Below are 25584 nucleotides of genomic sequence, written 5' to 3'. Positions count from 1 at the left end.
GTGAGTACCCGCTAATGGAATGGTTAGCCGACCCCACGGCCTGGCTAGGCCTGTTGACGCTTATCGTCCTCGAACTGGTGCTGGGTATCGACAACCTGGTGTTCATCGCCATCCTTGCCGACAAGTTGCCGCCCCATCAGCGCGACCGCGCGCGGGTCATTGGCCTGAGCCTGGCGCTCATCATGCGCCTGGGCCTGTTGGCCAGCATTTCGTGGATGGTCACCCTGACCGCACCGCTGTTCGAAGTGTTCGGCAAGAGCTTCTCTGGCCGTGACCTGATCATGCTGTTCGGTGGTGTGTTCCTGCTGTTCAAGGCCACCATGGAGCTGCACGAACGCCTGGAAGGTCACGTGACCCAGGCCAGTGGCACGCTGCGCCATGCCGCGTTCTGGCCGATCGTTGCCCAGATCGTGGTACTGGACGCGGTATTCTCGCTGGATGCCGTGATCACGGCGGTGGGCATGGTCGATGAGCTGTCCGTGATGATGATCGCGGTGATCTTCTCGATCGGTATCATGATCGTTGCCAGCAAGCCGCTGACCCGCTTCGTCAACGCCCACCCCACGGTGATCATGCTGTGTCTGGGCTTCCTGATGATGATCGGTTTCAGCCTCACCGCCGAAGGCCTGGGCTTCCATATCCCGAAAGGCTACCTGTACGCGGCCATCGGCTTCTCGATCCTGATCGAGCTGTTCAACCAGCTGGCGCGCGCCCGTCGCAAGCGCAGCCTGCAACAGCACAAGCCGTTGCGTGAACGTACTGCTCATGCCGTGCTGCGCCTGCTGGGCGGCCGCCGGGTCGAGGCTGACGAGGTCGGCGAGGAGATTGCCGACCTGGTCGAGGGCGGCGGGGAACAGGTGCTGTTCGACCGCCGTGAGCGGGTCATGATCAGCGGCGTGCTGAACCTGGCCGAGCGGCCGATTCGTACGGTGATGACAGCCCGTGCCGAGGTTGATGTGATCGACCTGGCGCAACCGGCCGACGCCATTGCCCAGGCCCTGGCCAATTCGCCGTACTCGCGCCTGCCGCTGATCCGCGATGGTCGCGTGGACGAGCCCCTGGGCTTTGTGCACAAGAAGGAACTGCTGAAGGAACTGCTCTCGGGCAGCCAGCCCGACCTGGAAAACATGGCCCGGGCGCCGTTGAACCTGCTGGAGAGCTTCAGCATCCTCAATGCTCTGGAGCAAATGCGCGGTCAGTCGACCCATATTGCCTTCGTGGTCAACGAGTTCGGTGACTTCACCGGGCTGTTGACCATGACCGACATCCTTGAGTCGATTGCCGGTGAGCTGCCGGATGCCAGTGAAGTTGAAGGCCCGGGCATCGTCCAGGAGGGGGAAGGCTTTGTGGTCAGCGGCGCGCTGAACCTCAGCCAGGTGCAGGCGCGTACTGGCTTCAGTGCCCGTGCTACCGAGGATTACCAGACCCTTGCGGGCCTGGTGATGAGCTTGCTCGACCGCCTGCCGATGGTCGGTGACCGGCTAGCCTGGAATGGCTGGATGCTGACCGTGGAGGCGGTTGAAGAGCGACGGGTACGCCAGGTTCGGCTTACACCGAGCGGCGACGCTGACGCAGCAGGTGCTTGAAGCCCTCAAGCACCAGCACCAGTACTGCGGCCCAGATTGGCAGGTAGGTCAGCCACTGATCCGGGCCGATGGTTTCGCCCAGCAGCAACGCCACGCCCACCAGCAGCACGGGTTCGACGTAGCTGAGCAGGCCGAACAGGCTGAATGGCAGCATGCGGCTGGCCAGCACGTAGGCGATAAGCGCCGAAGCGCTGATCGCGCCAAGGATCGGCACCAACACATACAGCCCCGGGTGTGCTTGCAGGTCAGCGCTGGAAAGTGGGCTCTGGATCACGAAGTACAGCGCCCACGGCAGCAGCAGGCACATGTCGCACCACAGGCCGCCCAGGTGGTCGGTGCGGCAGCGTCGGCGCAGCACGAAGTAGACCGGGTAGCCGATCGTTACCAGCAGGGTTTCCCAGGCAAAGCTGCCATTTTGGTACAGCTCGTGGCCCACGCCCAGTGCGGCGCAGGCCACGGCTACCGTCTGCAGGCGTGACAGGCGCTCGCCATAGACCAGCCGCCCGGTCAGGACCATGGCCAGTGGCAGCAGGAAGTAACCCATCGACACTTCCAGGCTGCGCCCGTGCAGGGGCGCCCAGAGAAACAGCCACAGTTGCACCCCCATCAGCCAGGACGTGCCGACCATGCCGAGCAACAGCACCGGCGTGCGTTTTACCCGGCCCATCAGTTCGCCCACCCGCTTCCAGTCTTTCGAGACAAGCATGAACAAGGTGAGGCAGGGCAGTGTCAGCAGGGTGCGCCAGCCAAAGATTTCTTCGCCATCGAGTGGCTTGAGCAGGGAGGTATAGAAGTACATCACAGCGAACAGGCAGGACGCCATGACCGATGAAACAATGCCTTTTGACACGAATGCCTCGAATACGGGAATTGAGCGGGTTGATCAGCCGCGCATGATCTCAGGGGGCGCCTCTTGCGGCAACTGCGTTACGCCCGGGCGAGTGGCCAAGGCTTCGAGGAACTGGGCGGCCGGCATGGGCCTGGCAAACAGGTAACCCTGCTGGAAGTCCACCCCATGCTTGGCCAGGTAGTCGCGCTGCAGGTCGGTTTCCACACCCTCGGCAACGATGCCCAGGTCCAGCTTTCCTGACAGTTCAATGATGCTCTCGAGTATGTGCACTGACAGCGCATCGGCGCCGATCATGGCAACGAAGCTCTGGTCGATCTTCAGGTAGTCGACCTTGAATTGCCGCAGGTAGTTGAGGCTCGACTGGCCGGTGCCGAAGTCGTCGAGGGCGATCATCACGCCCATGGCATGCAGCTTTTCGAACAACTCAAGGGTGACCGGCGTGGGCTCGATCAGCTTGCGCTCTGTCAGTTCCAGGGTCAGCACCACCCGGCCGGGCGGAAAGTGCTGCAGGAACGTGCGGCAGTCATCCAGCAGGCTGAGATCGCGGCAGTGGTCAGCGGTGATGTTGACACCAATATGGAAGCCGTCTTCCAACAGCCCGGCATAGGGCGCCAGGCTTTGCGCGGTATGTGTCAACAGCGCGCGGGTCATGGCGACAATCTGCCCGCTGTGTTCGGCATAGGGGATGAACAGGTCGGGGCGAACCAGGCCTTCTCGTGGGTGGTGCCAGCGCATCAGCACTTCCGCACCGGCCCAGCGGTAATCGCCCTTGCGCACCACCGGCTGAAAATACGGCAGGAATTCATCGGCCTGCAGGGCACGGTCCAGTTCGGCACGCGGTGAGGTGGCGCGGCGAATCTGCCAGCGGCACGCCAGCGCCGCCAGGGCACCCAGTACCAGCAACAGACTGAGCAGGCCAGGGTAGTGGCTGCGCAACAGTTGGCCTTGCTTGTCGGCACTGTAGCCGCCCTGCACGCTGAAAGGGTAACGCGTCGAGCCTATCAGCACGTTGGCGCTGGGGGCGGCAGGGGAGACGCCTTTGTGGACCACGCCATCCTTGCCCATCCACGCGTCGCCCACGCGGATTTGCAGTTCTTCATCGGGCCCGATCAGGCGCAGTGCTGTCAGCAGGTGGTCGCCGTCCACCGTGGTGATTGCGCCGTGGTCGCCGTCGCTGGCACGGTAGACCAGCAGCGGGTGGCCCGGCGTAACCGAGTTGCCGTCCATCAGCCATAACTTGCCGTCGACGTAATCGCCAGGATTGACCGGTTCATCGAACTCGCCGAACAGCGAGGTGCAATACAGGTTGTTGTGCCTGAACAGGTTGGTCGAGCGCACGAAGGCATTGCGGGTAACCTGGGCCCGTAGCATGAGCTGGGCCTGCTCGCATGAACTGTCAGTCAGTGGAAGCAGCGAATTGGCGGCTCGGGACAGGTTGTCGAGGATGTGTTCGACGTGCTCCAACGCCTGGCGGGTGGTGGCGTGGCTGCTGGCCTGCATTTCACGCTCGACCTGCCAGTTCATCACGGCCAGGCCGCACATGACCGGCAGAAGGCCGACGACCCAAGGCAAGAGCGTGCGCCAGCTGAGTGCGGCGCGGCGTTTGGCGGTAAGGGGCATGCTGACCTGACTATCATGGCGTAAAACGAGAGGATAGCCGTTTGTCGCCGCGTGCGAGCAACTAAAACGCGACAAACCATTTTACGCAATGTAGAATCGATTTACGAATACAACAATAAGGTCCTTCACCTCCGAAGGATCAAGCCCGCCGAGAATGGGTCCATATGACATACCATGGGTTCAAGCTGATCATAGGTGACTTCCTCGCCCGCAGCGTGCGCGGTATCCCGTGCTCACCGCCGTTTCTGTTCCACATCCTACGCAATCTATAATTTTCGCAGCAGATGAGGACACGAACATGGCTGATATCTTCGACAATCCAATGGGCCTGATGGGCTTTGAGTTCATCGAACTGGCTTCGCCGACCCCTGGCGTACTTGAGCCTGTATTCCAGATACTGGGTTTCACCAAAGTGGCCACCCACCGCTCCAAGGATGTGCACCTGTATCGCCAGGGTGGCATCAACCTGATCCTGAACAATGAACCCAAAAGCATCGCTTCGTACTTCGCCGCTGAACACGGCCCGTCGGTATGTGGCATGGCTTTTCGCGTGCGCAATGCCCATGAGGCTTATGCCCGCGCCCTGGAACTGGGCGCCCAGCCGGTAGAAATCGAAACCGGCCCGATGGAATTGCGCCTGCCTGCGATCAAGGGTATCGGGGGGGCACCGCTCTACCTGATCGACCGCTTCGAGGAAGGCAGTTCGATCTACGACATCGATTTCAACTTCATCGAAGGCGTGGATCGCAACCCGGTGGGTGCTGGCCTGAAAATCATCGACCACCTCACCCATAACGTCTACCGCGGGCGCATGGCCTACTGGGCCGGGTTCTACGAGAAACTGTTCAACTTCCGTGAAATCCGCTACTTCGACATCAAGGGCGAATACACCGGCCTCACCTCCAAGGCCATGACTGCGCCTGATGGCATGATCCGCATCCCGCTCAACGAAGAGTCGTCCAAGGGCGCAGGGCAGATCGAAGAGTTCCTGATGCAGTTCAACGGTGAAGGTATCCAGCACGTGGCCTTCCTGACCGATGACCTGCTCAAGACCTGGGATGCCCTGAAGGGGCTGGGCATGCGCTTCATGACCGCGCCACCGCAAACCTACTACGAAATGCTGGAAGAGCGCCTGCCTGGCCATGGTGAGCCGGTCGACCAACTGCAAGCGCGTGGCATCCTGCTCGATGGCGCCTCGCAGCCCGAAGACAAGCGCCTGCTGCTGCAGATTTTCTCGGAAACCCTGCTTGGTCCGGTCTTCTTCGAGTTCATCCAGCGCAAAGGTGACGATGGCTTCGGTGAAGGCAACTTCAAGGCGCTGTTCGAATCCATCGAACGTGACCAGGTACGCCGCGGCGTGCTGAGCACAGACTGATCGCCCCTGGAGTACCGTCGTCAGCTTCGTTCGGCGGCGGTACCCCGTCTGTTGGCACGTGCCCTGAACAGGGCCAGGTAGACGATCGAGCCGGTCACGATCCCCACCAGCATCAGCGAGGGGGCGATCTGCAGCACTGACTGGCGGATTTCCTGAGCGGTGAAACCCTCCGGGTAGCCACCTTTGACCGTATATCCATATTTGGCCGACATTGCGCTTGTAAAGAATTCGGACTGTGAGGGGCGCTTAAGGTCACGGCTGTCACCATTGCTCCATATGTAGCGGTCGCCAAATTCGACCAGCAGTGTCAGCCCATCCAGAAAACCATCCAGCTCGTTGCGAATCTGCATGGCATAGGCTGTCACGATTACGCTATTGCTTTTGCCCTTCTGGTGAAAGTCGACCAGCAGCTTCTGACGCGTATCAGGAGGGCCGTAGGACAGTGCGACTCGCTGGCCGGACGACGCGAAGGATGAATAATGCTCCAGCGAACCTGAAGCCGTGCTGCAGTAGGGTTGATTGTCTTTGAGTAAGGTCAGTGACCTGATCATGGAGCGAATGGCAACCTGGTCCTGCAAGGCACTTTTGACGCTATCGCAAGATTCCCCTGCAAAGGGCAGGGTGCGCAGGGCCGTCTCGTGCATTCTGTCCAGTGCATTGTCGACGCTGAAAACCGCCTCCTGAACGGAAATGTTGGCGTTTTCTGCAAGTTTTGCTTCCAGCTGAAAAGCCATCACCAGCAAACCGGAAACCACAGGCACCAGCGCCACCGCAATGAGTAGCAGCAGCTCTACCATGCTGCGCCCCGCGTGCATGATTTTCGACAGAGGCTAATAGTTCTCCGCTCTGAAACTGTTCGTGGTGAACAGCTGAGACCTGAGCCTATGTATTTGCTGTCCGCGCTGCTGTAGTCCGGCTGCAGCTGAAGCGGTAGGAAATCGAGCGCCTTGATGTAGCTAAGTGCCCTTGAGCTTTTTCAGCACTGTCTCGGCCAGCAAGGCAGTGGAAGCGGGGTTCTGCCCGGTGATCAGCCTATCATCGTCGACCACGTACGGCTTCCACGGCTCATCATGTTTGCTGTACTCACCGCCGCGAGCTACAAGTTCGTTCTCCGTCAGGAACGGCACTTTGTCGTCCAGTTCGGCCAGTTTTTCCTCTATGTTGGAAAAGCCGGTCACCTTACGGCCTTTGAGGAGCAGGCAGTTGTTACTCAGCTTGATGCTCAGCAGGCCGACAACGCCGTGACAGACTGCTGCGACAATGCCACCTTTTTCGTAGATTTTGCGTGCCAGTTCCTGCAGAGCCTGGTTTTCTGCGAAGTCATACATTACCCCATGACCACCGGTGTAATAGATGACGCTGTATTCGTCAGCCTTCACCTGCCCTGGGGCCAAGGTACTGCCAAGGCGCGTCATGAAACGCTTGTCGTCGTACCACTGCCAGTCCAGGTCAGGGGCCATCTGCAGGCTGTGCGGATCGACGGGAACGTAACCGCCCTGTGGACTGACATAGTCGACGGTGTAGCCGGCCTTTTCGACTTTCTCGACAAAGTGAACGGCTTCACCCAGCCACAACCCGGTCGCCCGTTTGAGGGTTGGATACTTCGCTGTATTGGTCAGTACCACCAGAATTTTCTTGCTCATGACCCTGCTCCCGTCGCCAACCTGAATGGGCCGGTGCTCCCTGGCCCGAGGGAAAACCTAAATAGCATAGCTGTCACCTGCAAGTGCGCCATGGTGTGCGGGACATGCTGTGCTAATTTGAACAAATCCACGGGCGAGCATGCCAGGCTTGGCGGCGCTGTGGTCAACCCTTAGCATTGTTGGAGTCACGGTATTGGTCGCAAACGGTACGCCACGCGAGCCTGCGTCGCAGGTCATCCTGCAGTCGCCTGTTTTGCCATTGATCGCGCCGATGGGGGAGCGTATTGCCCAGTTCGACTGGTGGCGTACCTCGCTTGGGCCATTGTCGCGCTGGCCAGCTTCGTTGCGCATTGCCGTGGACATGATGCATTTGTCACCCTTCCCGTGTGCGGTGGTCTGGGGGCCCGACCTGTGTGTAGTGCATAACGATGGCTACCGGGCGTTGCGGGCATTACCGGATGCGCTGGGCATGGCGTTCGATACCCTGTGGAGTGATATCTGGCCTGCAGTGGGACCCTGGGTGTTCAAGGCACTGGAAGGCCAGTCGAGTTTTGTCGAGGACCTACCCTTGCGTATCGTCCGCAGTGAAGGCGCCGAACCGCTATGGTGCGCATTCGGTTATGCCCCCCTGCACGATGAACTCGGTAACGTGGCGGGGTTTCTGCATACGGTGATCGAGACCACGGCCAGCGTCGAGGCCCACCGCCATTGGCGTGAGCAGGTGCAGAGCTTTGAACGCCAGGTTGAGCAGCATGTGGCCGAGCGAGAGCAGTTCTGGTTGCTGTCGCGCGAAGCGATGATGATGCTCACCCCTGAATTGAAACTGCATGCTGCCAACCCGGCCTGGTACCGCATTCTGGGCTGGACAGAAGAACACGTGCAGGCGATGTCGGTGATGCAGCTGGTGCACCCGACAGAGCGTGCCGAAGTGCAATTGGCAGTGTCCGAGCTGCTGCAATGCAGCCACGCGGAGCAGTTGGAGATCCGCCTGCGACACCGCGATGGTCACTACCACTGGTTTCGCTGGAGTGCGCGGTTTGACGGCAGCCTGCTGACTGCGGTTGGCCGCGACATCACCGCAGACCGTGAGGAGGCTGCGCGTCAGGCAGAGATGCTGATGCACAACAGCGAGCGTATGGAGGTGGTTGGCCAGTTGGCAGGCGGCATGGGCCATGAAATGAACAACTTGCTGTCCGGTATCGGTGGCAGCCTCGAACTGCTGCAGCGGCGCCTGCAGGAGGGGCGGCTGGAGCGTGTGGAGGCCTACGTGGACGTTGCGCGCGACGCGGTACAGCGGGCCATGGACCTGACCCATCGGTTGATCGCATTTTCCCGCCATCAGCCACTGGCCCCTCGGCCACTGGACTTCAAGCGGCAGTTACGTTTGAGCGAACCCCTGTTGCTGCGGGCGTTGGGGGCAGAAATGCGTTTGCACTGGCAACTGGACATTGCACCTTGGGCAGTGAGCCTGGACGTGCCCCAGCTCGAGAATGCCTTGGTCAACTTGTGTGCCAATGCGCGTGAAGCGTGCCTGGAACAAGGGAATGTCACCATCAGCAGCGTGAACGAACGGCTGACTGCGTTTTTCCCGGATGAAAGTGGCTTGCCGCCAGGCGACTATGTGGCGTTGCATGTCGAGGATGATGGCCATGGCATGGCAGTGGTGGATATCGCCAGGGCTTTTGAGCCGTTTTACACAACCAAACCTCTCGGGCGTGGGGCCGGGCTTGGTCTGTCGATGGTATATGGCTTCGTCCGTCAGTCGGGCGGGTATGCCTGGATCGAGTCGGCGCCAGAGCAGGGCACCAAGGTGTCCATGCTTTTCCCCAGGTGCCATGAGCCGGTTCCGGATGAGCCCGTGCCGGTACCGCTTTCGCAGCACATGGCACTGGGCAAGCGCCTGCTGCTGGTGGATGACGCGCTTGATCTGCGCGCGGTCATGCGCGAGTACCTGACTGAGCGTGGATTTGACGTCACGGATGTGGGCGATGCCAATAGCGCACTGGAGCGCTTCCGCCATGGCGGCCCTTTCGATCTGGTCATCACCGATATCGGATTGCCGGGCGGGTTCAGTGGCCGGCAAGTGGCGAAGGCCATGCGCATGCAGCTTGCACAGCAGAAAATACTGTTCATCACCGGTTATGCGGATCAGACCATTGAAGCGCAATTGCTCGATCAGCCGGGCACGGCATTGTTGAACAAGCCGTTTTCGCTGGCGCTGCTTGCCGATGAGGCGCTACGCATGCTTGAGGCGTAAGGCGCTTCAAGGCTTGCCTAGAATCTGTGTCACTCGCGCCTGCAACTGCTGCAACTCGAAGGGCTTGCAGATCAGGTGCATGCCTGCGCCCAGGAAGCCTTCGCGGGCCATGGCCGTTTCCGCGTAACCGGTGATGAACAGCACCGGTAATCGAGGCCGCAGGTTGCGGGCAATTTCTGCCAGTTGCCGGCCGTTCATGCCGGGCAAGCCCACATCGGTGATCAGCAAATCCACCGGTTGTGCCGAGCGCAGCACCTTCAGTCCCTCGTTGGCGTCGGCTGCGCTTTGGCAGGGGAAGCCGTTTTCGCCCAGTGCCTGGCAAAGCAATTGGCGCACATGGGGATCGTCCTCGACAATCAGCACGTGTCGGCTGCAGCCGTCTTGCCTGGGCGGCACAGGCTCGCTGGATGGCAGGGCCTGGTCGACATGGCGTGGCAAATACAGCTCCACCTGGGTTCCCTGGCCAATCTCGCTGCTGAGGGTGATATGCCCATGGGACTGCTTACTGAAGCCGTACACCATCGACAACCCCAAGCCAATGCCCTGGCCGGTCGCCTTGGTGCTGAAGAAGGGTTCGAAGGCGTGCTCCAGCGTGCTTTGCGCCATACCTTGGCCGCTGTCGATGATTCGCAGGCGCACATAGTCGCCAGTGCGCAAAGCGCCGTCAGCGAATTGCTCGGTGGCGATGTGATGATTGTTCGCCTCGATGCGTAGCAGGCCACCGTTGGGCATGGCCTCGCTGGCATTGAGCAGCAGGTTGCCGAGGGCTTCTTGCAACTGCTGGTCATCCGCCTCCACAGGCCACAGGTCTTTGGCCGCGTGCACTTGCAGGGTTATCGACGGGCTCAGGCAAGCTTCGAGGCGCTCTGTCTTGAGCAAGGTAGGCAGGTCTATACGTTGGCTGTGCAGCGATTGGCGGGAAGAGAAGGCAAGCAGGCGGTGGGTCAGGCGGGCGGCGCGTGAAACGGCCTCGCGGCCCATGCACAGAACGCCATCCAGTCCCTCGCTGCGGCCTTTGCTCAGGCGCCGCTGGATAAGTTCAAAGCTGCCGCTGATGCTGGTGAGCAGGTTGTTGAAGTCATGCGCCACGCCACCGGCCAGTTGGCCGATGGCCTCCATCTTGCGTGCCTGGCAGCGGGCGAACTCACCGCGGTCCTGCTCTTCTTCCGGCGTTGAAGGCCGGCTGTCCAGGCGCTGCTGCATGCCATGGAGTTGATCACGTGTAACGTACTGTCGCCGGCGGTTGCGCAGCGCGGATCGGGTGATGTGCAGTAACTGGGCATTTTCGTAGGGCGCGCCCAGCCATAGAAGATTGCCCACCGGATGATGACTCACGCCAGCGGCCGACCAGGCGCTCTGGCTCAGCAGCACGATGGGCAAATCCGACCAGCTCGGTTGCTGGTCGATGAATGCCTGCAGCAAGGCGCTTGGGCCTTGGCTGAACACCTGCTCGGCAATGATCGCCAAGCCTGCGCCTTCGGCCAGACGCGCCTGCAGGTTGGCCAGGTCGACCGCGCAGAGGCTGTTGATGCCGGCGGAAGTCAACAGACGTGAGGTATCCGCCGCCAGTTGTGGCGGTGCGAGGATCAAGGCACGTTCATCCAGCGCCAACGAACTGGCCAAAACGACTCTCCTTTAGGGTGGCCTGATACCCACTGGACCCTGGCGCAGGCTCAGGGTTCAACTGAATCCAGGCACTGCCTACAGGCCCTGTTGCAGCGCAGGGTCGTCCGGGTTCTGGCGCTCCAGCTCGGCTAGCGAAACTTGCACGTTCTGCAGTTGGCCGGACTCTTTCCAGTACTGGATCAGCAGCACCCGCGCCCGGCGATTGGCTGGCTGGCGATTGAGCACGGTTTCCAGTTGCTTCTGGGCGGCGTCGAGCTGGTCCAGCTCATGCAGGGTGACCGCCAGGGTATAACGGTAATCGGCGTTGTCCGGGTCCAGTTCGACGGCGCGGGACAGGGCCAGCAAGGCGTACTCGCGCTGTTCGTGGCGCTTCAGCCAAAGTCCTAGCTCATACTGCAGAAAGGCCGAGTCGGGGCTCAGCGCCAGGGCTTTGCCCAGCACCTGGCGGGAGGCGTCGTGGTGGCCCTGGCGCTCAAGCAGGCGTACCTGAGTCGCCAGGGCATCGAGGTTGTCGGGGGCAACCGCGAGCGCACGTTGCAAGGCCACAGCAGCGTGCGTGTAGTCGTTTTCGTGCAGGTACAGGCGCGCCAGGTGCACTTGGGCGTCGGCATCTTCAGGCTGTTGCTCGAGGGCTTGCTGGTATTGCTCCAGGGCTGACTGCAGGGGGCCGAAATAGAGGCCGATGGCGTCGGGATCGAGGCCCAGCAGGGCATCCACGGCGGCAAAACGCACGCTTTGCTCACGGTCGTCCAGCAGCGGGCCGAGTACCAGGCTGCGCTGTGCTGGCGGTAACAGGCGACGGATACTGGCAATGGCCGCTCGACGCACCAGCGGCTCGGCATGTTCCAGGTCCTGGCGGGCCAGCTTCAACGCCTGCGGCGAGGGGTAGTTGGGCAACTCGGCGTACAGCGCCGCACGGCGGATCGCAGGCAGGTCGGTTCGTTGCAATTGCTGGTACAGCACCCGTGCGGCACCGGGCTGGCCGTCGTGGGCCTGGCGCAGCGCCTTGGCGTAGCTGTGTGCTGGCAAGGTCGGCGGGGTTGGCGGGGCGTCGTGCCACAGGTAGCCGAACAGGGCCGATACCAGAATCGACAACAGCAGGGCGATCAGGTAGCGGTTGCGTCTGGGCATCGGACGATCCGTGGCGGCGGGAAGGGCAGAGCTTGGGCCAGCCGGGGGGTAAATGCAACCGAACCGGGCACGCCGTTGGCCAGTCGCCAGGCCTGCGGTGGCATTCCATGCACTGCGTATTGGGGTGAATACGATGGCAAACATAAAAAAGCCCCGCGGGCCATGGCCTGCGGGGCAAACGGTTGGGGGAGGAGCCAACCAAAGGAGTCGTTGAGGCAGTGGAATCAGTGTGCGCTGGCCACCGTCTCCGGTTGCCAGCCGCCACCCAGGGCCTTGTAGATCGAGACGATGCCGCGATAAAGGTCGACTTCACCCTGAGCTTGTGCATCTTCAGCACTTAGCCGCTCACGTTCGGCATCGAGCAGTACCAGATAGTCCACGGTACCCTCGCGATAGCGAATCGAGGCCAGTTCTGCAGCCTTGCGGCTGGCGTCGCTCTGGCGCATCAGCGACAGCAGACGCTGCTGGGTCTTGTCGTAATCGCTGAAGGCGTTGGCCGACTCTTCCAGTGCCAGCAGCACCTGCTGTTCGTAGTTGGCCAGAGCCCCTTCGGCATCGGCCTTGGCGCCGCGCAGGCGGGCCCGCACGCTGCCCAGGTCGAAGGCCGCCCAGGTGATGCTCGGGCCCAGTGCCCAGGCGTTGGCCGCCGAAGAGCCGATCTGCGAGCCGCGGGCGGCGGTAAAGCCGAGGAAGCCACTGAGGCTGACGCGCGGGAACAGGTCGGCGGTGGCCACGCCAACGTTGGCGGTGGCGGCCGCCAGCTGGCGCTCGGCGCTGCGGATGTCCGGGCGGCGGCGCAACAGCTCACCCGGGTCACCGACCGGCAGCGCCTTGGCGATGGCCGGCAGGGCCTTGGGCGACAGGTCTACGCTGAGCGCGTCAGGGCGCTGGCCGAGCAGGGTGGCGATGCGATGCCGCGCCCGTGCCTGTTCGGCTTGCAGTTGCGGCACGGTGGCTTCGACCCCGGCCAGGCGGGCATCGGCACGCACCACGTCGAGGTCGTTGCCCACGCCGGCATCGCGCAGGGTTTCGGTGATGGTGCGCGATTCCTGCTGGGTCTTGAGGTTGGCCAGGGCGATTTTCTCGCGCAATTGCGCGCCACGCAGCTGCCCATAAGCATCCACCAGCTCGGCGATCAGGCTGACTTGCAACTGTTGCAGGTCGGCGGCGGCCACCGCTTCCTGGGCTTCGCTGGCTTCGATCTGGCGCTGGATGCGCCCGAACAGGTCAAGCTCCCAGGCCATGTCCAGGCCCAGGTCGTAGCGCTCGCTATTGACCCGCTCGGTGGTCTGGCCGGGGATCTGGCCTTTGCCGAGATCGCTGCTGGCACGGCTGGTGACCACCGGGAACGGGTCGTTTTCGGCGTCTTCGCGAATCGAGCGAGCCGACTTCAGGCGGGCGAAAGCTATGCGCAAGTCACGGTTGCCGTCCAGCGAAGCCTGCACCAGCTGGTTCAGCACCGGGTCGTCGAACTGCTTCCACCACAGGCTCTCGAAGCGACTACGGTCGTAGGCCTTGGCCTGCACATCGCTGCCCAGTTGAGCAGGTTCGGTGGCTGGCGCCTGGTAGTCCGGGCCTACCGCACAGGCCGCCAGGGCCAGTGCCAGCAAGCTTGGGGTCAAGGGTTTGAGCAGGTTCATGCATGGTTCTCCAGCACTTGAGCGTGTTCAGCCTTGCGGGCCTGGCGACGCTCGACGAAACGGCGGATCAGGAAGAAGAACACCGGGGTCAGGAACAGGCCGAACACGGTCACGCCGATCATCCCCGAGAACACCGCCACACCCATGGCATGGCGCATTTCCGAACCAGCACCGGAGCTGAACACCAGGGGCACTACCCCCATGATGAAGGCGATCGAGGTCATCAGGATCGGCCGCAGACGCAGGCGGCAGGCTTCCAGCACCGCAGCCAGCGGATCGAGGCCCTTGGCCTGTTCGTCCTTGGCGAACTCGACGATCAGGATCGCGTTCTTGCACGCCAGGCCCACCAGTACGATCAGGCCGATCTGGGTGAAGATGTTGTTGTCGCCACCCGAGACGATCACACCGGTGATGGCCGACAGCAGGGTCATCGGCACGATCAGGATCACCGCCAGCGGCAGGCTCCAGCTTTCGTACTGGGCGGCCAGCACCAGGAACGCCAGCAGCACGCACAGCGGGAACACCAGCAATGCGGTATTGCCCGAGAGGATTTGCTGGTAGGTCAGGTCGGTCCACTCGAAGGTCATGCCGTTGGGCAGTTCCTCTTTCAGCAGCTTCTCGATCGCAGCTTCCGCCTGACCAGAGCTGTAGCCCGGGGCAGCAGCGCCGTTGATCTCGGCAGTGATGAAGCCGTTGTAGTGCATGACCCGGTCCGGCCCGGAGGTGTCGCTGACCTTGAGGAAGGTCGCCAGCGGGATCATCTCGCCAAGGTTGTTGCGCACCTTCAGTTGGCCGATCTGCTCGGCATCAAGGCGGAACTGCTGCTCGGCCTGGACGTTGACCTGGTAAGTGCGGCCAAAGCGGTTGAAGTCGTTGGTGTACAGCGAGCCCAGGTAAACCTGCAGGGTGTCGAAGATGTCGGTGATCGCCACTCCGTGGGTCTTGGCCTTTTCCCGGTCGATGGCGGCATCGACTTGTGGCACGTTGACCTGGTAGCTGGTGAACAGGCCTGCCAGCTCTGGGACGTTGTGGCTTTTGGCGATGATGTTCTGGGTTTCCTTGTACAGCGCTTCGTAACCCAGGTTGCCACGGTCTTCGATTTGCAGACGGAAGCCGCCAATCGTGCCCAGGCCCTGTACCGGCGGCGGTGGGAAGATGGCGATGTAGGCGTCCTGGATGTCGGCGAACTGGGCATTCAGCGCGGCTGCGATGGCTGCCGCCGACTGGCTCGGGTCCTTGCGCTCATCGAATGGCTTGAGCGGGGTGAACACGATGCCGCTGTTAGGGCTGTTGGTGAAACCGTTGATCGACAGGCCCGGGAAGGCTACCGAGTCGGCCACGCCAGGCTGCTTGAGGGCGATTTCGCTCATGCGCTTGATCACCGCTTCGGTACGGTCGAGGCTGGCCGCGTCTGGCAGCTGGGCGAAGGCCACCAGGTACTGCTTGTCCTGGGCCGGCACGAAACCGGTCGGCGTGGACGAGAAACCGAGGTAGGTCAGGCCCATCAGGCCGGCATACACGAACAGGGCGATGCCGCTGGAGCGGATGACGCGGCGCACGCCACCGACGTAGCTGTGGCTGGCCCGGTCGAAGAAGCGGTTGAAAGGGGAGAACAGCCAGCTGCCCAGCAGCTTGTCGAGGAACCGTGAGAAGCGGTCCTTGGGGGCGTGATGGTCCTTGAGCAGCACCGCGGCCAAGGCTGGCGACAGGGTCAGCGAGTTGAACGCCGAAATGACGGTCGAGATGGCGATGGTCAGGGCGAACTGCTTGTAGAACTGCCCGGTCAGGCCGGAAATGAACGCTGCAGGTACGAACACCGCGCACAGCACCAGGGCGGTGGCGATGATCGGCCCGGTCACTTCGCTCATGGCTTTTTGCGTGGCTTCCAGCGGCTTCAGGCCCAGCCCGATGTTACGTTCGACGTTCTCCACCACGACGATGGCATCGTCCACCACGATACCGATGGCGAGCACCAGCCCGAATAACGACAGTGCGTTGAGTGAAAAACCGAACAGGTGCATGACCGCGAAGGTACCGATCAGCGAGACCGGCACAGCCAGCAGCGGGATGATCGAGGCGCGCCAGGTCTGCAGGAACAGGATCACCACCAGCACCACCAGCACCAGGGCTTCGAACAGGGTGTGCACCACTGCTTCGATGGAGCCGCGCACGAAGATGGTCGGGTCATAGACGATGCTGTAGTCCATCCCTTCCGGGAAGTCCTTTTTAAGCTCGGCCATTTTCGCCCGCACTTCGTCGGAGATCTCGATGGCGTTGGAGCCTGGGCGCTGGAAAATCGGGATGGCCACCGCCGGCTGGTTGTTCAGCAGCGAGCGCAGGGCGTACTGGCTGGAGCCGAGTTCGACCCGGGCGATGTCTTTCAGGCGGGTGATCTCGCCATCGGCACCGGCGCGGATGATGATGTTCTCGAACTCTTCCTCGTTGACCAGACGGCCCTGGGTATTGATCGACAGCTGGAAGCTGGTCGAGCCTGGGGCAGGTGGTGCGCCCAGCTGGCCGGCGGCCACCTGGCGGTTCTGCTCACGGATTGCCGCGACCACATCACTGGCTGTCAGGTTGCGCGAAGCGGTCTTGTTCGGGTCCAGCCAGACGCGCAGCGAGTAGTCGCCCATGCCAAACAGCTGCACGTCGCCTACGCCGCCCAGGCGCGCCAGCTCGTCCTTGATGTTGAGGATGGCGTAGTTGGACAGATAGAGCATGTCGTAGCGGTTGTCCGGCGAGGTCAGGTGCACGACCATGGTCAGGTCAGGCGAGGCCTTGTCGACGGTGATACCGATACGGGTCACTTCCTCGGGCAGCTTGGGCTGGGTACGGGTGACGCGGTTCTGCACCTGCACCTGGGCGTTGTCCAGGTCGGTACCCAGGGCGAAGGTGATGGTCAGCGTCAGCTTGCCGTCCGCAGTGGACTGGGAGGACATATACAGCATGTTCTCCACACCGGTAATGGCCTGCTCCAGTGGCGCGGCAACGGTTTCGCCGATGACCTTGGGGTTGGCGCCGGGGAAGTTGGCGCGCACCACCACGGTGGGCGGCACCACTTCGGGGTATTCGCTGATCGGCAGCTGGAACAGCGAGATGGAACCCGCGATCAGCAGCACCAGCGACAGCACCGCGGCGAAGATCGGCCGGGTAATGAAAAATTTCGAGAAGTTCATCGGTAGGGTCCCTTAACCGCGTGGCGCCTGGGCGCTGGCGACTTTCACGTTGTTGCCCGCCACCTTCGGCGCCGGGTTGCTGGCCTCCAGGGCCTGACGCTGCTGGGCGAGGGCGGCGAGGGTTTGCTCGCTGGCCATCTGTGTTTCTTCCGGGGTTACCGGCGAACCAGGGCGCACGCGCTGCAGGCCCTTGACCACGATGCGGTCGTCCTTGCCCAGGCCGCTGCGCACGATGCGCAAGCCTTCCAGCTTTGGCCCCAGTTCCACGGCGCGGTAGGTGGCTTTGTTGTCCTTGTCCATGACCAGCACAAACTTCTTGCCAAGGTCGGTGCCCACGGCTTCGTCGTTGATCAGCATGGCGTCGTACTGGGCGCTGCCGACCAGCTTCAGGCGCGCATACAGGCCCGGGGTGAACTGGCCGTTGCTGTTGTCGAATACCGCGCGGCCGCGGATGGTGCCGGTGCGCGGGTTGACCTGGTTGTCGACGAAGTTCATCTGGCCCAGGTGCGGGTTGCCGCTTTCGTTGGTCAGGCCCAGGTATACCGGGGTGCTCTGGCTACGCTGGCCTTCACGGGCCAGCTTGGTGTACTTGAGGTACACGCGCTCGTCGGCGTCGAAGTAGGCGTAGACCTTGTCGGTGGACACCACACTGGTCAGCGGGGTGACATCGGCGGTGACGATGTTGCCGGCGGTGAACTCGGCGCGGCTGACACGGCCACTGATGGGCGCGGTGACGCGGGTGAAGCTGAGGTTCAGGCGTGCCAGGTCGAGCTGGGCCTGGATCGCATCGACGCCGGCACGGGCTTCGGCGGCGGCACTGCTGCGCGATTCGGCCAGTTCGGCGGAGATGGCGTTGCTGTCACGCAGGCGTTCACCACGGCGGGCTTCGTTGGCGCTGCGGATGGCGGTGGCCTTGGCCTGTTGCAGTTGGGCTTCGAGACGGCGGACTTCAGCCTGGAACGGGCGCGGGTCGATCTGGAACAGCAGGTCGCCTTTCTTGACCTGGGCGCCTTCGGTGAAGGCGACCTGGTCGATCTGGCCGGAGACCCGCGGGCGCACTTCGACGGTTTCCGGGGCTTCGAGGCGGCCGGTGAACTCGTCCCATTCGGTGATCGGTTGTTCGATCACCTTGGCCACACTTACCTTCGGCGCGGCGGGAGCCTGCACGGCGTCGGGGGTTCGACCGCAAGCGCTGATCACCACCACTGCCAGGGCAGCGAGGGGGAAGCGCAAAGGTTTGAGTGATTGTTCCATGGAGAACTCCGCCAAAGTATTAGTAGTGGGCGGAGTGTGAGTGTGTTGCGCGCGAGGCACGAATCGAACGGGACGAAGGTTAATATCACGCTGAATGATAAGTGGGGATCAACTATCGATGGCTGCCAGGGTTGCACGCAGGGCACCGCCTGTGCGGGCACTACGTTACGCGAAAGCCTGGGCCTGGCCATTCAGTGAATACTTGAGGCCAGCTCGAAGATTGGCATGTACATGAGGATCACGATCAGGCCGATCAGCAGGCCGATGAAGGTCATCAACAGCGGCTCGAACAGTTTGACGAACCATTCCACCCAGCGGCCGATTTCCTGATCATGGAAGTCGGCGCAGCGCTCCAGCATCTCGCCCAGGTTGCCAGACTGCTCGCCAGCGCGCAGCAGGCGCAGGGATACCGGCGTCACCAGGTGCCCGGCCGCGAGTGCATCGGAGAGCGGCAGCCCTTCGCCCACCCGCTGGCTGGCCTGCTCCAGGCCCTGTGCTGCTGCGTTGCCGAGCAGGCCGCGGGCCATGCCCATGGCGGTGAGGATGGGAATCCCGCCTTGCAGCAGGATGCCCAGCGAGCGATAGAAACGCGCCAGCTCGTACATCATCAGGCGCTGGTGCAGTGCGGGCAGGCGCCGCAGTTGGCAGGAGGCCCAGTACCGTACACGCGGGTGCCGGCGTAGCAGCCAAAGCGCCGCGACCCCACCGAGGGTACCCAGCGCCAGTGGCGCTTGCTGGGCATGCAGAAACAGGCCGACCTGCATCAGCACCCGGGATAGCCAGGGTAGTTCGGTGCCCATGCCCTCGAACACCTGGCTGAACCGCGGCACCACATAGCCCAGCAGGAACAGCACCACACCGCCCCCCACCAGCAACAGCAGTAACGGGTAGACCGAGGCACCCACCAGTTTCTGCCGGACCAGGTCCAGGCGCTGGCGATAGCTGATGTAGCGGGTGAGGGCGTCGCCCAGAGCACCGGTGCGTTCGCTGGACTGCACCAGCGCCACATACAGCGGCGGGAATACCCGCGGTTGCTGGCCCAGCGCCTGGGACAGTGAGCGGCCTTCGTACAGCTGGCGCACCAGCTCGGCGAGCACCTTGCGCGCTGTCGCTGCCGGGCTCTTCTCCGCCAGGCTCTCCAGTGCGTCGATCAGCGGCAGGCCGGCATTGAGCAAGGTTGACAGTTCCTGGCTGAACAGCACCAGGTCGAACGCCGCTTCACGGCGCCAGGCCATGCCGCGCAGAGCGCCGCCGCTGCTGCGCAGGCTGAGCACACGCAGGCCTTGGTCTTCGGCCTGGCGGCGGGCCTGGTCGGCGTCCTCGGCGTCGATCTGCAACTGCACCACGCCCTGCCTACCCAGGGCCTTGAGGCTGTAGCGCATGGCTGCTCTCCTTACTGCCAGCTGGTAACTTCGGCATTTTCGCCATCGCCACCCGGCTGGCCGTCCTTGCCCATCGACAGCAGGTCGTACTCACCGCCGTTCTCGCCAGGTTGCCGGTAGATATAAGGGCGGCCCCACGGGTCTTGCGGCACGGCCTTCTGCAGGTACGGGCCGGTCCAGCGAGCCTCGCCACTGGGCGCGACCACCAGCGCCTGCAAGCCTTGTTCGCTGTTGGGGTAGTGGCCGACCTCCAGACGGTACAAGTCCAGGGCCTTGCTCAGCCCCTCGATCTGCGCCCGCGCTACCTTGGCCTCGGAGCGGCCTAGCTGACTGAAGTACTTGGGGGCGACGATGCCGGCCAGCAGGCCGAGTACTACCAGTACCACCAGGAGTTCAAGCAGAGTGAAGCCACGTTGCGGGTTGGTTCTGCGCTGCATGGTGAAACCCTCCACTGCATGGGGACAAGCGTTGACATGCACCATGCAACAGCCGTGCACGTCTGCCTTGGGGCCTTGCGCCATGCGGCACAGGAAGCGGCACAGTGCTTGCGTCGTGGTGAATGTCCTCGGGTTTTCCGGGGCATTTCCCCCACATCGGGGGCCACGACGAAGAGGCGACCGGCATGCGTGGACTCATCCTCGGTTTGATCTGGCTGGCGGCAGGTGCTGCCCAGGCCGATGTGTACATCTCAATCGATGCCAAGGGTGGCTACGTACTGACCAATGTCCATCGACCAGGGCGACACTATGAGAAGGTGATCAGCGAGCCGCTGGCCCAGGGCGGGCCGGTCAACGCGCAGATGATCACCGGTCGCCCTTACGCCGAGGTAGTCGCCACGGCTGCGCGCCTCCACAACCTGCCGCCGGCGCTGCTGCACGCGGTGATCAAGGCCGAGTCCGGCTACAACCCCAAAGCCCGTTCGCGGGCGGGTGCAGTGGGGTTGATGCAACTGATGCCAGACACCGCCCGCGAGATGGGGGTGCAAGACCGCCTGGACCCGGAAGACAATGTGCAGGGCGGGGCACGCTACCTCAAGCAGATGCTCACCCTGTTCGACAACGACATCACCTTGGCCGTGGCGGCCTACAACGCCGGCCCGGATGCTGTGCTGCGGCGTGGTGCCGTGCCGCCGTTTGCCGAGACACGGCGCTATGTGCCCACGGTGCTGCGGGAGTATCGAAAGTTGCAAGGGTTGACTGATGATTCGTCGTTGTAACAACGGGCGTGCAGCTCACGCATTCCCGCAGGGGCCGCGCCACCCTCAGGCTGTTTCGGGTAGGTGAAGTGAGGAGGGAATAAATACCCTTCGGCGGATGCCATCAATTTAATATTATGGTTTCCCCAAGTCTGGGCTATAACCTTCTGAAGGTGCCCAGCTGAGGAGTCCGTTATGGACGTCGCCCCTCGTTCCGTCACTCTTGAAGTGCCTGCCGGTAGCGAGCTGGCCGCCCCGCGCAAGCCATTCAACCTGCTGCGCTGGTATGCCTGGGTCAGTCTAGCCATCATTCTCTCGGTGGCTGCCGGGCTGGGGCTGATTTCCAGCCGCTTCATCATCGACGAGAGCGTCGAGCGTGATGCGTTACTCACCGCACAGTTCATCACCTCCATTGCCGATGCCGAAGTGCGCCATGTGTCGATCCCCAATGTGCGGACCATGGGCGAACTGCTCGATCCGCGCACCGACCGCGATAACTTGCCCGACGTCGACCCGCAAGCCCGGCGCAAGGCCCGTGGCGAGTTCCTTGACCATATCGCTCACCTGCCCGATATGCTGCTGGCCAATATTTACGCCTTGGACCGCACAGTGATCTGGTCCAGCAACCCGGCGCTGATCGGCAAGCTGATCGAAGGCGACGAAGACCTGGATCAGGCTTTCGAGTACAAGATGCGGGTCTCGGCCAGCTACCACAATTTCGAACAGGCGCGTGCCGAGCAGAAGTTCGTCACCCCGCCCAAGCAGTTGTTCATCGAGAACTACATTCCGCTGTTCGATGCCGATGGCGATCGGGTCACAGCGATGGTCGAGATTTACAAGGAGCCCCACGACCTGATCGTGCGCATCGAACGTGGCCTGATCCTGATCTGGTTGGCTATCACGGTCGGCGCTGCACTGGTCTATGTCGGCCTTTACGGCATCATGCACCGCGCCGCACGGCTGCTGGCGGTGCAGCAGAAACGCCTGATCAGCAGCGAAACCTACGTGGCACTGGGTGAGGTGTCTTCGGCGGTGGCCCATAGCCTGCGCAACCCGCTGGCCAGCATCCGCTCAAGTGCCGAACTGGCCCAGGCGTTCGACGAAGGCCCGGCGCAACGCCAGGTCAACGATATCATCAGCCAGGTCGATCGCATGTCGCAGTGGATACGCCAGATGCTGCAGTCACTGCGCCCGCTGAACGACGAGGTATTGGCAGTGGACTTGCCGCAGGCGTTGCAGGAAAGCCTGCAGACCTACGCTGTGCCGCTGGCGCGCAGCGGGGTAAGCCTGGACCTGCAACCCTTACCGGCCGTGCAGGTGTTGGGGCACCCGGTATTGCTGCGCCAGGTATTCAGTAGCCTGATTGCCAATGCCTTGGAGTCGATGGAGCAGGGCGGGCGGTTGCGTATCGAGGTGGTACGTCACAACCGGCGCAGCCTGACTTTGCGCCTGTCCGACAATGGCAAGGGCATGAACGAAGAGCAGCAGCGTATGGCTTTTCGACCGTTCTTTACCACCAAACAGGGTGGGCTGGGGGTGGGGCTGGTGTTGGTGAAACGCATCATGGAACGTTTCGGTGGTACGGTCCGGCTCAGCAGCAGCGAAGGCCATGGCACGCGGGTTTCGTTAAGCTTCCGGCTGGCCTGAATATGTCAAATGACATCAATATGATTTAGTAAGATATTGATATAAAAAGGATTTAAGTTTTTGGGTGATAATCACCCAGATGTGGGGAATCATCCTATAATTATTCTTAATAAGTTTTTGCAACCTACTGAAAAATAAAGTTTTTAATTTGGTATGGTCCTGCTGGCCAAGTTTTTGCAGCGAAGTTTGTGAAGCGCGACACGCGACAAATGGCAGCTGCGACTGCCCAGGTGGATTGCTACCCAGTGGCTGCTGCCATTGGCCTTGATGCAGTTCTGAACGTACGCCCTGCGCGGGAACCACGCGATGCAGATGCTGGAAGACGAAGCGCCCGACAAGGCCAATGCGACCGCCAGCGGACGGGCCGTACCCTTGCGTGAATTCAACCTGCTGCGCTGGTTTTCGGTGATCAGCCTGTTGATCATTACCGCGGTGGCAGGTGGGCTGGGTTACGTTTCGACGCGCTTCGTGGTGCGCGACAGCGTGCAGCGCGATGCCATGCTCACCGCGCAGTTCATTCAGGCAATGGCCCAGGCTGAAGTGCGTCATTCGCAATTGCCGCCTGGCACCACCATGGGCGAATTGCTGGACCCGCGGCTGGACCTGCAGCACTTGCAGTTCACCCCGGCCTTGGCCGAATCGACCCGCGTCGAGTTCCTCGATCATGTCGAGCACCTGCCGGACACTTTGCTGGCCAACGTCTATGCCCGCGACCGCACCATTGTCTGGTCCACCAACGTAGAGCTGATTGGCAAGCAGATAGAAGTTGATGGCGATCTTGAGCGCGCCTTCCGCTCGCGCAAGGCGGTGTCGGCCAGTTATCACAAGGCCGCCGAGGATCGCGAAGAGCAGAAGTTCCAGCGCGCACCGCGTTACCTGTTCATCGAGAACTACATCCCGCTGTTCGACAGCCAGGGTGAGCAGGTATTGGCCATGGTGGAAATCTACAAGGAGCCGCAGGACCTCATTCGGCGCATCCAGCGCGGCTATGTGCTGATCTGGGCCTCGACACTGGTGGGTGGGGCGTTGATCTACTTCGGCCTGTTCTGGATCGTGCGCCGTGCGGCGCACATGCTGCACCTGCAGCAGGAGCGGCTGGTGGCAAGCGAAACCTACGTGGCGCTGGGAGAAATGTCGTCGGCTGTGGCTCACAGCATGCGTAACCCGCTGGCCAACATACGCTCCAGCGCCGAACTTGCCCAGGAAACCGCCAACCCTGCTGCGCAGAAGAACATCACTGACATCATCAGCCAGGTCGACCGCATGTCGCGCTGGGTGCGCGACCTGCTGGTGTCGCTACGTCCGGCCAGTGACGACCCCGAGGCCGTGGACCTGGTGGCGGCCATCGAGGACACCCACCTGGCCTTCGCTCAGCAGATCGAACGCAACGGCGTGCGCTTCCATTTCGAAGGGCCGGACGTGCAGTGGGTGGTCAGCCAGCCGCTGCAGCTTACGCAGATTCTCAACAGCCTGTTTTCCAACGCCCTGGAGGCCATGCCCGCTGGCGGGATGCTCAATGCCCAGGTCAATGTGCAAGAAGGCCTGCGTGCCGAGTTCGTGCTGACCGACACCGGCAAAGGCATGAGCCAACAGCAGGAACGGATGGTGTTCAAACCGTTCTTCACGACCAAGCAGGGAGGCCTCGGTGTAGGCCTGGCCTTGGTCAAACGCATCATGGAACGTTTTGGCGGCTCGGTCAGCCTGAGCAGCCGCGAAGAGGAAGGAACCCGCGTCAGCCTTACATTCAATATTGCAGCGGGAGGGGAACATGGAGCACAGCATCCTGGTCGTCGAGGATGATGAAATCCTTGCCGACAACATTCGCACCTACCTCAGCCTCAAGGGCTACGAAGTCATCGTGTGCCACAGCGCGGAGCTGGCGCTGGAGCAGATCAAGCGGGCGCAACCTGACGCGGTGCTGACCGACAACTCGTTGCCAGGCATGAGCGGGCACGACCTGCTGCGTACGCTGGTGGCCCGCGCGCCGGACCTTAAAGTGATCATGATGACCGGCTACGGCAATGTCGAAGATGCCGTGCAGGCGATGAAGGAGGGCGCCTTTCATTACCTGACCAAGCCGGTAGTACTGGCCGAGCTCAAACTGACCCTGGACAAGGCCCTGGCTACCGAGCGTATGGAGCGCACACTGTCATTCTACCAGGAGCGTGAGGCGCAGAAGTCCGGGTTGCAGGCATTGATCGGCGAGTCGCCGGTGATGCTCACCCTCAAGCACACCCTGCGCCAGGTGCTCGATGCCGAGCGGCGCATGGCCAGTGACGACCTGCCACCGGTGCTGATCGAAGGCGAGACCGGTACGGGCAAGGAACTGGTGGCCCGTGCCCTGCATTTTGATGGTTCGCGCAGTAAAGGGCCGTTCATCGAGTTCAATTGCGCTTCGATCCCTGCCAACCTGCTTGAGGCTGAACTGTTTGGCCACGAGAAGGGCGCGTTCACCGATGCCAAGGAGCGCCGGGTGGGGCTGGTGGAGGCTGCCGATGGCGGCACCCTGTTCCTTGACGAGATCGGCGAAATGGACCTGGTGCTGCAGGCCAAGCTGCTCAAGTTGCTGGAGGACCGCAGCATCCGCCGGATTGGTGCGGTGAAGGAACGCAAGGTGGATCTGCGGGTGATCAGCGCCACCAACTGTAACCTGGAGCAAATGGTGCAGCAGGGCAAATTCAGGCGTGACCTGTTCTTCCGGCTTCGCATTATCGCCCTGAAGGTGCCGCGCCTGTATTCACGCGGGCAGGACATTCTGCTACTGGCGCGGCATTTCCTTGCCCACCATAGCCGGCGTTACGGCAAGCCGAACCTGCGCTTTTCCGCCGAGGCCGAAAGCCTGATGCTCGGTTATAGCTGGCCTGGCAATGTGCGTGAATTGCGCAACATGCTGGAGCAGACCGTGTTGCTGGCGCCGAACGAGGTGGTGCAGGCGCATCAGTTGAACCTGTGCATGACCTTGGTTGACGAGCCGTTGGCGCAACAGCCGATGGCGGCCATGTTCGAAATGCCGCGGCACGAGCCAGAGCCGGGTACAAGCCTGCCTGACATGGAGCGTGACCTTGTCTGCAAGACCCTGGACCGCACCGACTGGAACGTGACCAAGTCGGCGCGGATGCTTGGGTTGTCGCGGGATATGCTGCGTTACCGGATCGAGAAGTTGGGGCTGACCCGGCCTGACAAGCGTCAGTGGTAGTACAGG

General features: G+C 62.2%; 18 protein-coding genes. 7 read left to right on the top strand and 11 right to left on the bottom strand.

What is annotated here, in order from left to right; all coding sequences use genetic code 11:
• Window positions 1-14 precede the first annotated feature (14 nt).
• Complete coding sequence (locus tag ACTJJN_RS15560; RefSeq protein ID WP_012052176.1) at window positions 15-1586, top strand: TerC family protein; 1572 nt, start codon at window positions 15-17, stop codon at window positions 1584-1586.
• On the opposite strand, the gene rarD is transcribed toward ACTJJN_RS15560, so the two are convergent.
• Window positions 1549-2436, bottom strand: a complete 888-nt coding sequence (rarD, locus tag ACTJJN_RS15555; protein ID WP_003253870.1) for an EamA family transporter RarD — start codon at window positions 2434-2436, stop codon at window positions 1549-1551. The two genes, ACTJJN_RS15560 and rarD, sit on opposite strands and share 38 nt — an antisense overlap.
• A gap of 33 nt (window positions 2437-2469) precedes the next feature.
• The gene (locus ACTJJN_RS15550) at window positions 2470-4056 is read right to left on the bottom strand and encodes an EAL domain-containing protein (protein ID WP_088512683.1); all 1587 of its coding nucleotides are present in this window, start codon (window positions 4054-4056) and stop codon (window positions 2470-2472) included.
• Window positions 4057-4354: 298 nt separating this feature from the next.
• On the opposite strand from ACTJJN_RS15550, the gene hppD reads away from it, so the two are divergent.
• The gene (gene hppD / locus ACTJJN_RS15545) at window positions 4355-5431 is read left to right on the top strand and encodes a 4-hydroxyphenylpyruvate dioxygenase (protein ID WP_003253865.1); all 1077 of its coding nucleotides are present in this window, start codon (window positions 4355-4357) and stop codon (window positions 5429-5431) included.
• A gap of 20 nt (window positions 5432-5451) precedes the next feature.
• On the opposite strand, the gene ACTJJN_RS15540 is transcribed toward hppD, so the two are convergent.
• Window positions 5452-6258: a CSS-motif domain-containing protein gene (locus ACTJJN_RS15540; RefSeq protein WP_012052178.1), complete on the bottom strand. Its 807-nt coding sequence runs from the start codon at window positions 6256-6258 to the stop codon at window positions 5452-5454.
• 129 nt (window positions 6259-6387) lie between these two features.
• Entirely contained in the window at window positions 6388-7074 is a 687-nt protein-coding gene (locus tag ACTJJN_RS15535; protein ID WP_012052179.1) for a type 1 glutamine amidotransferase domain-containing protein, read from the bottom strand.
• 139 nt (window positions 7075-7213) lie between these two features.
• Between ACTJJN_RS15535 and ACTJJN_RS15530 the strand changes: the two genes are divergently transcribed.
• Window positions 7214-9331, top strand: coding sequence for an ATP-binding protein (locus ACTJJN_RS15530; protein ID WP_440781389.1), 2118 nt, complete (start codon window positions 7214-7216; stop codon window positions 9329-9331).
• A 6-nt stretch (window positions 9332-9337) separates the two neighbouring features.
• On the opposite strand, the gene ACTJJN_RS15525 is transcribed toward ACTJJN_RS15530, so the two are convergent.
• The 7 genes from ACTJJN_RS15525 to gspG all read right to left on the bottom strand — a co-directional run bounded on the left by ACTJJN_RS15525 (window position 9338) and on the right by gspG (window position 19977).
• Window positions 9338-10954, bottom strand: coding sequence for a response regulator (locus ACTJJN_RS15525; protein ID WP_012052181.1), 1617 nt, complete (start codon window positions 10952-10954; stop codon window positions 9338-9340).
• A 78-nt stretch (window positions 10955-11032) separates the two neighbouring features.
• Window positions 11033-12088 carry a tetratricopeptide repeat protein gene (locus tag ACTJJN_RS15520; protein WP_041168414.1) on the bottom strand — a complete coding sequence of 352 codons (1056 nt, stop codon included), beginning with the start codon at window positions 12086-12088 and terminating at the stop codon, window positions 11033-11035.
• Window positions 12089-12312: 224 nt separating this feature from the next.
• The gene (locus tag ACTJJN_RS15515; RefSeq protein ID WP_161774061.1) at window positions 12313-13728 is read right to left on the bottom strand and encodes an efflux transporter outer membrane subunit; all 1416 of its coding nucleotides are present in this window, start codon (window positions 13726-13728) and stop codon (window positions 12313-12315) included.
• On the bottom strand, window positions 13725-16904 hold the full coding sequence (locus ACTJJN_RS15510) for an efflux RND transporter permease subunit (RefSeq protein WP_003253849.1): 3180 nt from the start codon (window positions 16902-16904) through the stop codon (window positions 13725-13727). The genes ACTJJN_RS15515 and ACTJJN_RS15510 overlap by 4 nt, the downstream gene beginning before the upstream one ends.
• Before the next feature lie 12 nt (window positions 16905-16916).
• Window positions 16917-18158 carry a multidrug efflux RND transporter periplasmic adaptor subunit MexE gene (gene mexE / locus ACTJJN_RS15505; RefSeq protein ID WP_440781388.1) on the bottom strand — a complete coding sequence of 414 codons (1242 nt, stop codon included), beginning with the start codon at window positions 18156-18158 and terminating at the stop codon, window positions 16917-16919.
• A 191-nt stretch (window positions 18159-18349) separates the two neighbouring features.
• Window positions 18350-19540 carry a type II secretion system F family protein gene (locus ACTJJN_RS15500; protein ID WP_014756923.1) on the bottom strand — a complete coding sequence of 397 codons (1191 nt, stop codon included), beginning with the start codon at window positions 19538-19540 and terminating at the stop codon, window positions 18350-18352.
• A gap of 11 nt (window positions 19541-19551) precedes the next feature.
• The gene (gspG, locus tag ACTJJN_RS15495) at window positions 19552-19977 is read right to left on the bottom strand and encodes a type II secretion system major pseudopilin GspG (protein ID WP_012052184.1); all 426 of its coding nucleotides are present in this window, start codon (window positions 19975-19977) and stop codon (window positions 19552-19554) included.
• A 185-nt stretch (window positions 19978-20162) separates the two neighbouring features.
• Between gspG and ACTJJN_RS15490 the strand changes: the two genes are divergently transcribed.
• From ACTJJN_RS15490 to ACTJJN_RS15475, 4 genes are all read left to right on the top strand, one after another.
• On the top strand, window positions 20163-20756 hold the full coding sequence (locus ACTJJN_RS15490) for a lytic transglycosylase domain-containing protein (protein ID WP_440781387.1): 594 nt from the start codon (window positions 20163-20165) through the stop codon (window positions 20754-20756).
• 174 nt (window positions 20757-20930) lie between these two features.
• The gene (locus tag ACTJJN_RS15485; RefSeq protein ID WP_440781386.1) at window positions 20931-22382 is read left to right on the top strand and encodes a sensor histidine kinase; all 1452 of its coding nucleotides are present in this window, start codon (window positions 20931-20933) and stop codon (window positions 22380-22382) included.
• 306 nt (window positions 22383-22688) lie between these two features.
• Complete coding sequence (locus tag ACTJJN_RS15480) at window positions 22689-24182, top strand: sensor histidine kinase (RefSeq protein ID WP_440781385.1); 1494 nt, start codon at window positions 22689-22691, stop codon at window positions 24180-24182.
• Entirely contained in the window at window positions 24151-25578 is a 1428-nt protein-coding gene (locus tag ACTJJN_RS15475; protein WP_017148317.1) for a sigma-54-dependent transcriptional regulator, read from the top strand. Before ACTJJN_RS15480 ends, ACTJJN_RS15475 begins: the two co-directional genes overlap by 32 nt.
• The last annotated feature ends 6 nt before the right edge of the window (window positions 25579-25584 follow it).

The sequence above is a fragment of the Pseudomonas sp. 22515 genome (assembly GCF_052044625.1).
GTDB classification, from domain to species: domain Bacteria; phylum Pseudomonadota; class Gammaproteobacteria; order Pseudomonadales; family Pseudomonadaceae; genus Aquipseudomonas; species Aquipseudomonas alloputida.
The sequence above is the reverse complement of the archived record's forward strand: the minus strand, read 5'-3'. Positions and strand labels throughout refer to the sequence as shown.

Coding starts and splice junctions, on each gene's coding strand:
- ACTJJN_RS15560 (WP_012052176.1), top strand. CDS start 15: ATGGAATGGTTAGCCGACCCCACGGCCTGGCTAGGCCTGTTGACGCTT.
- ACTJJN_RS15550 (WP_088512683.1), bottom strand. CDS start 4,056: ATGCCCCTTACCGCCAAACGCCGCGCCGCACTCAGCTGGCGCACGCTC.
- hppD (WP_003253865.1), top strand. CDS start 4,355: ATGGCTGATATCTTCGACAATCCAATGGGCCTGATGGGCTTTGAGTTC.
- ACTJJN_RS15535 (WP_012052179.1), bottom strand. CDS start 7,074: ATGAGCAAGAAAATTCTGGTGGTACTGACCAATACAGCGAAGTATCCA.
- ACTJJN_RS15530 (WP_440781389.1), top strand. CDS start 7,214: ATGCCAGGCTTGGCGGCGCTGTGGTCAACCCTTAGCATTGTTGGAGTC.
- ACTJJN_RS15520 (WP_041168414.1), bottom strand. CDS start 12,088: ATGCCCAGACGCAACCGCTACCTGATCGCCCTGCTGTTGTCGATTCTG.
- ACTJJN_RS15515 (WP_161774061.1), bottom strand. CDS start 13,728: ATGAACCTGCTCAAACCCTTGACCCCAAGCTTGCTGGCACTGGCCCTG.
- ACTJJN_RS15510 (WP_003253849.1), bottom strand. CDS start 16,904: ATGAACTTCTCGAAATTTTTCATTACCCGGCCGATCTTCGCCGCGGTG.
- mexE (WP_440781388.1), bottom strand. CDS start 18,158: ATGGAACAATCACTCAAACCTTTGCGCTTCCCCCTCGCTGCCCTGGCA.
- ACTJJN_RS15500 (WP_014756923.1), bottom strand. CDS start 19,540: ATGCGCTACAGCCTCAAGGCCCTGGGTAGGCAGGGCGTGGTGCAGTTG.
- gspG (WP_012052184.1), bottom strand. CDS start 19,977: ATGCAGCGCAGAACCAACCCGCAACGTGGCTTCACTCTGCTTGAACTC.
- ACTJJN_RS15490 (WP_440781387.1), top strand. CDS start 20,163: ATGCGTGGACTCATCCTCGGTTTGATCTGGCTGGCGGCAGGTGCTGCC.
- ACTJJN_RS15485 (WP_440781386.1), top strand. CDS start 20,931: ATGGACGTCGCCCCTCGTTCCGTCACTCTTGAAGTGCCTGCCGGTAGC.
- ACTJJN_RS15480 (WP_440781385.1), top strand. CDS start 22,689: ATGCAGATGCTGGAAGACGAAGCGCCCGACAAGGCCAATGCGACCGCC.
- ACTJJN_RS15475 (WP_017148317.1), top strand. CDS start 24,151: ATGGAGCACAGCATCCTGGTCGTCGAGGATGATGAAATCCTTGCCGAC.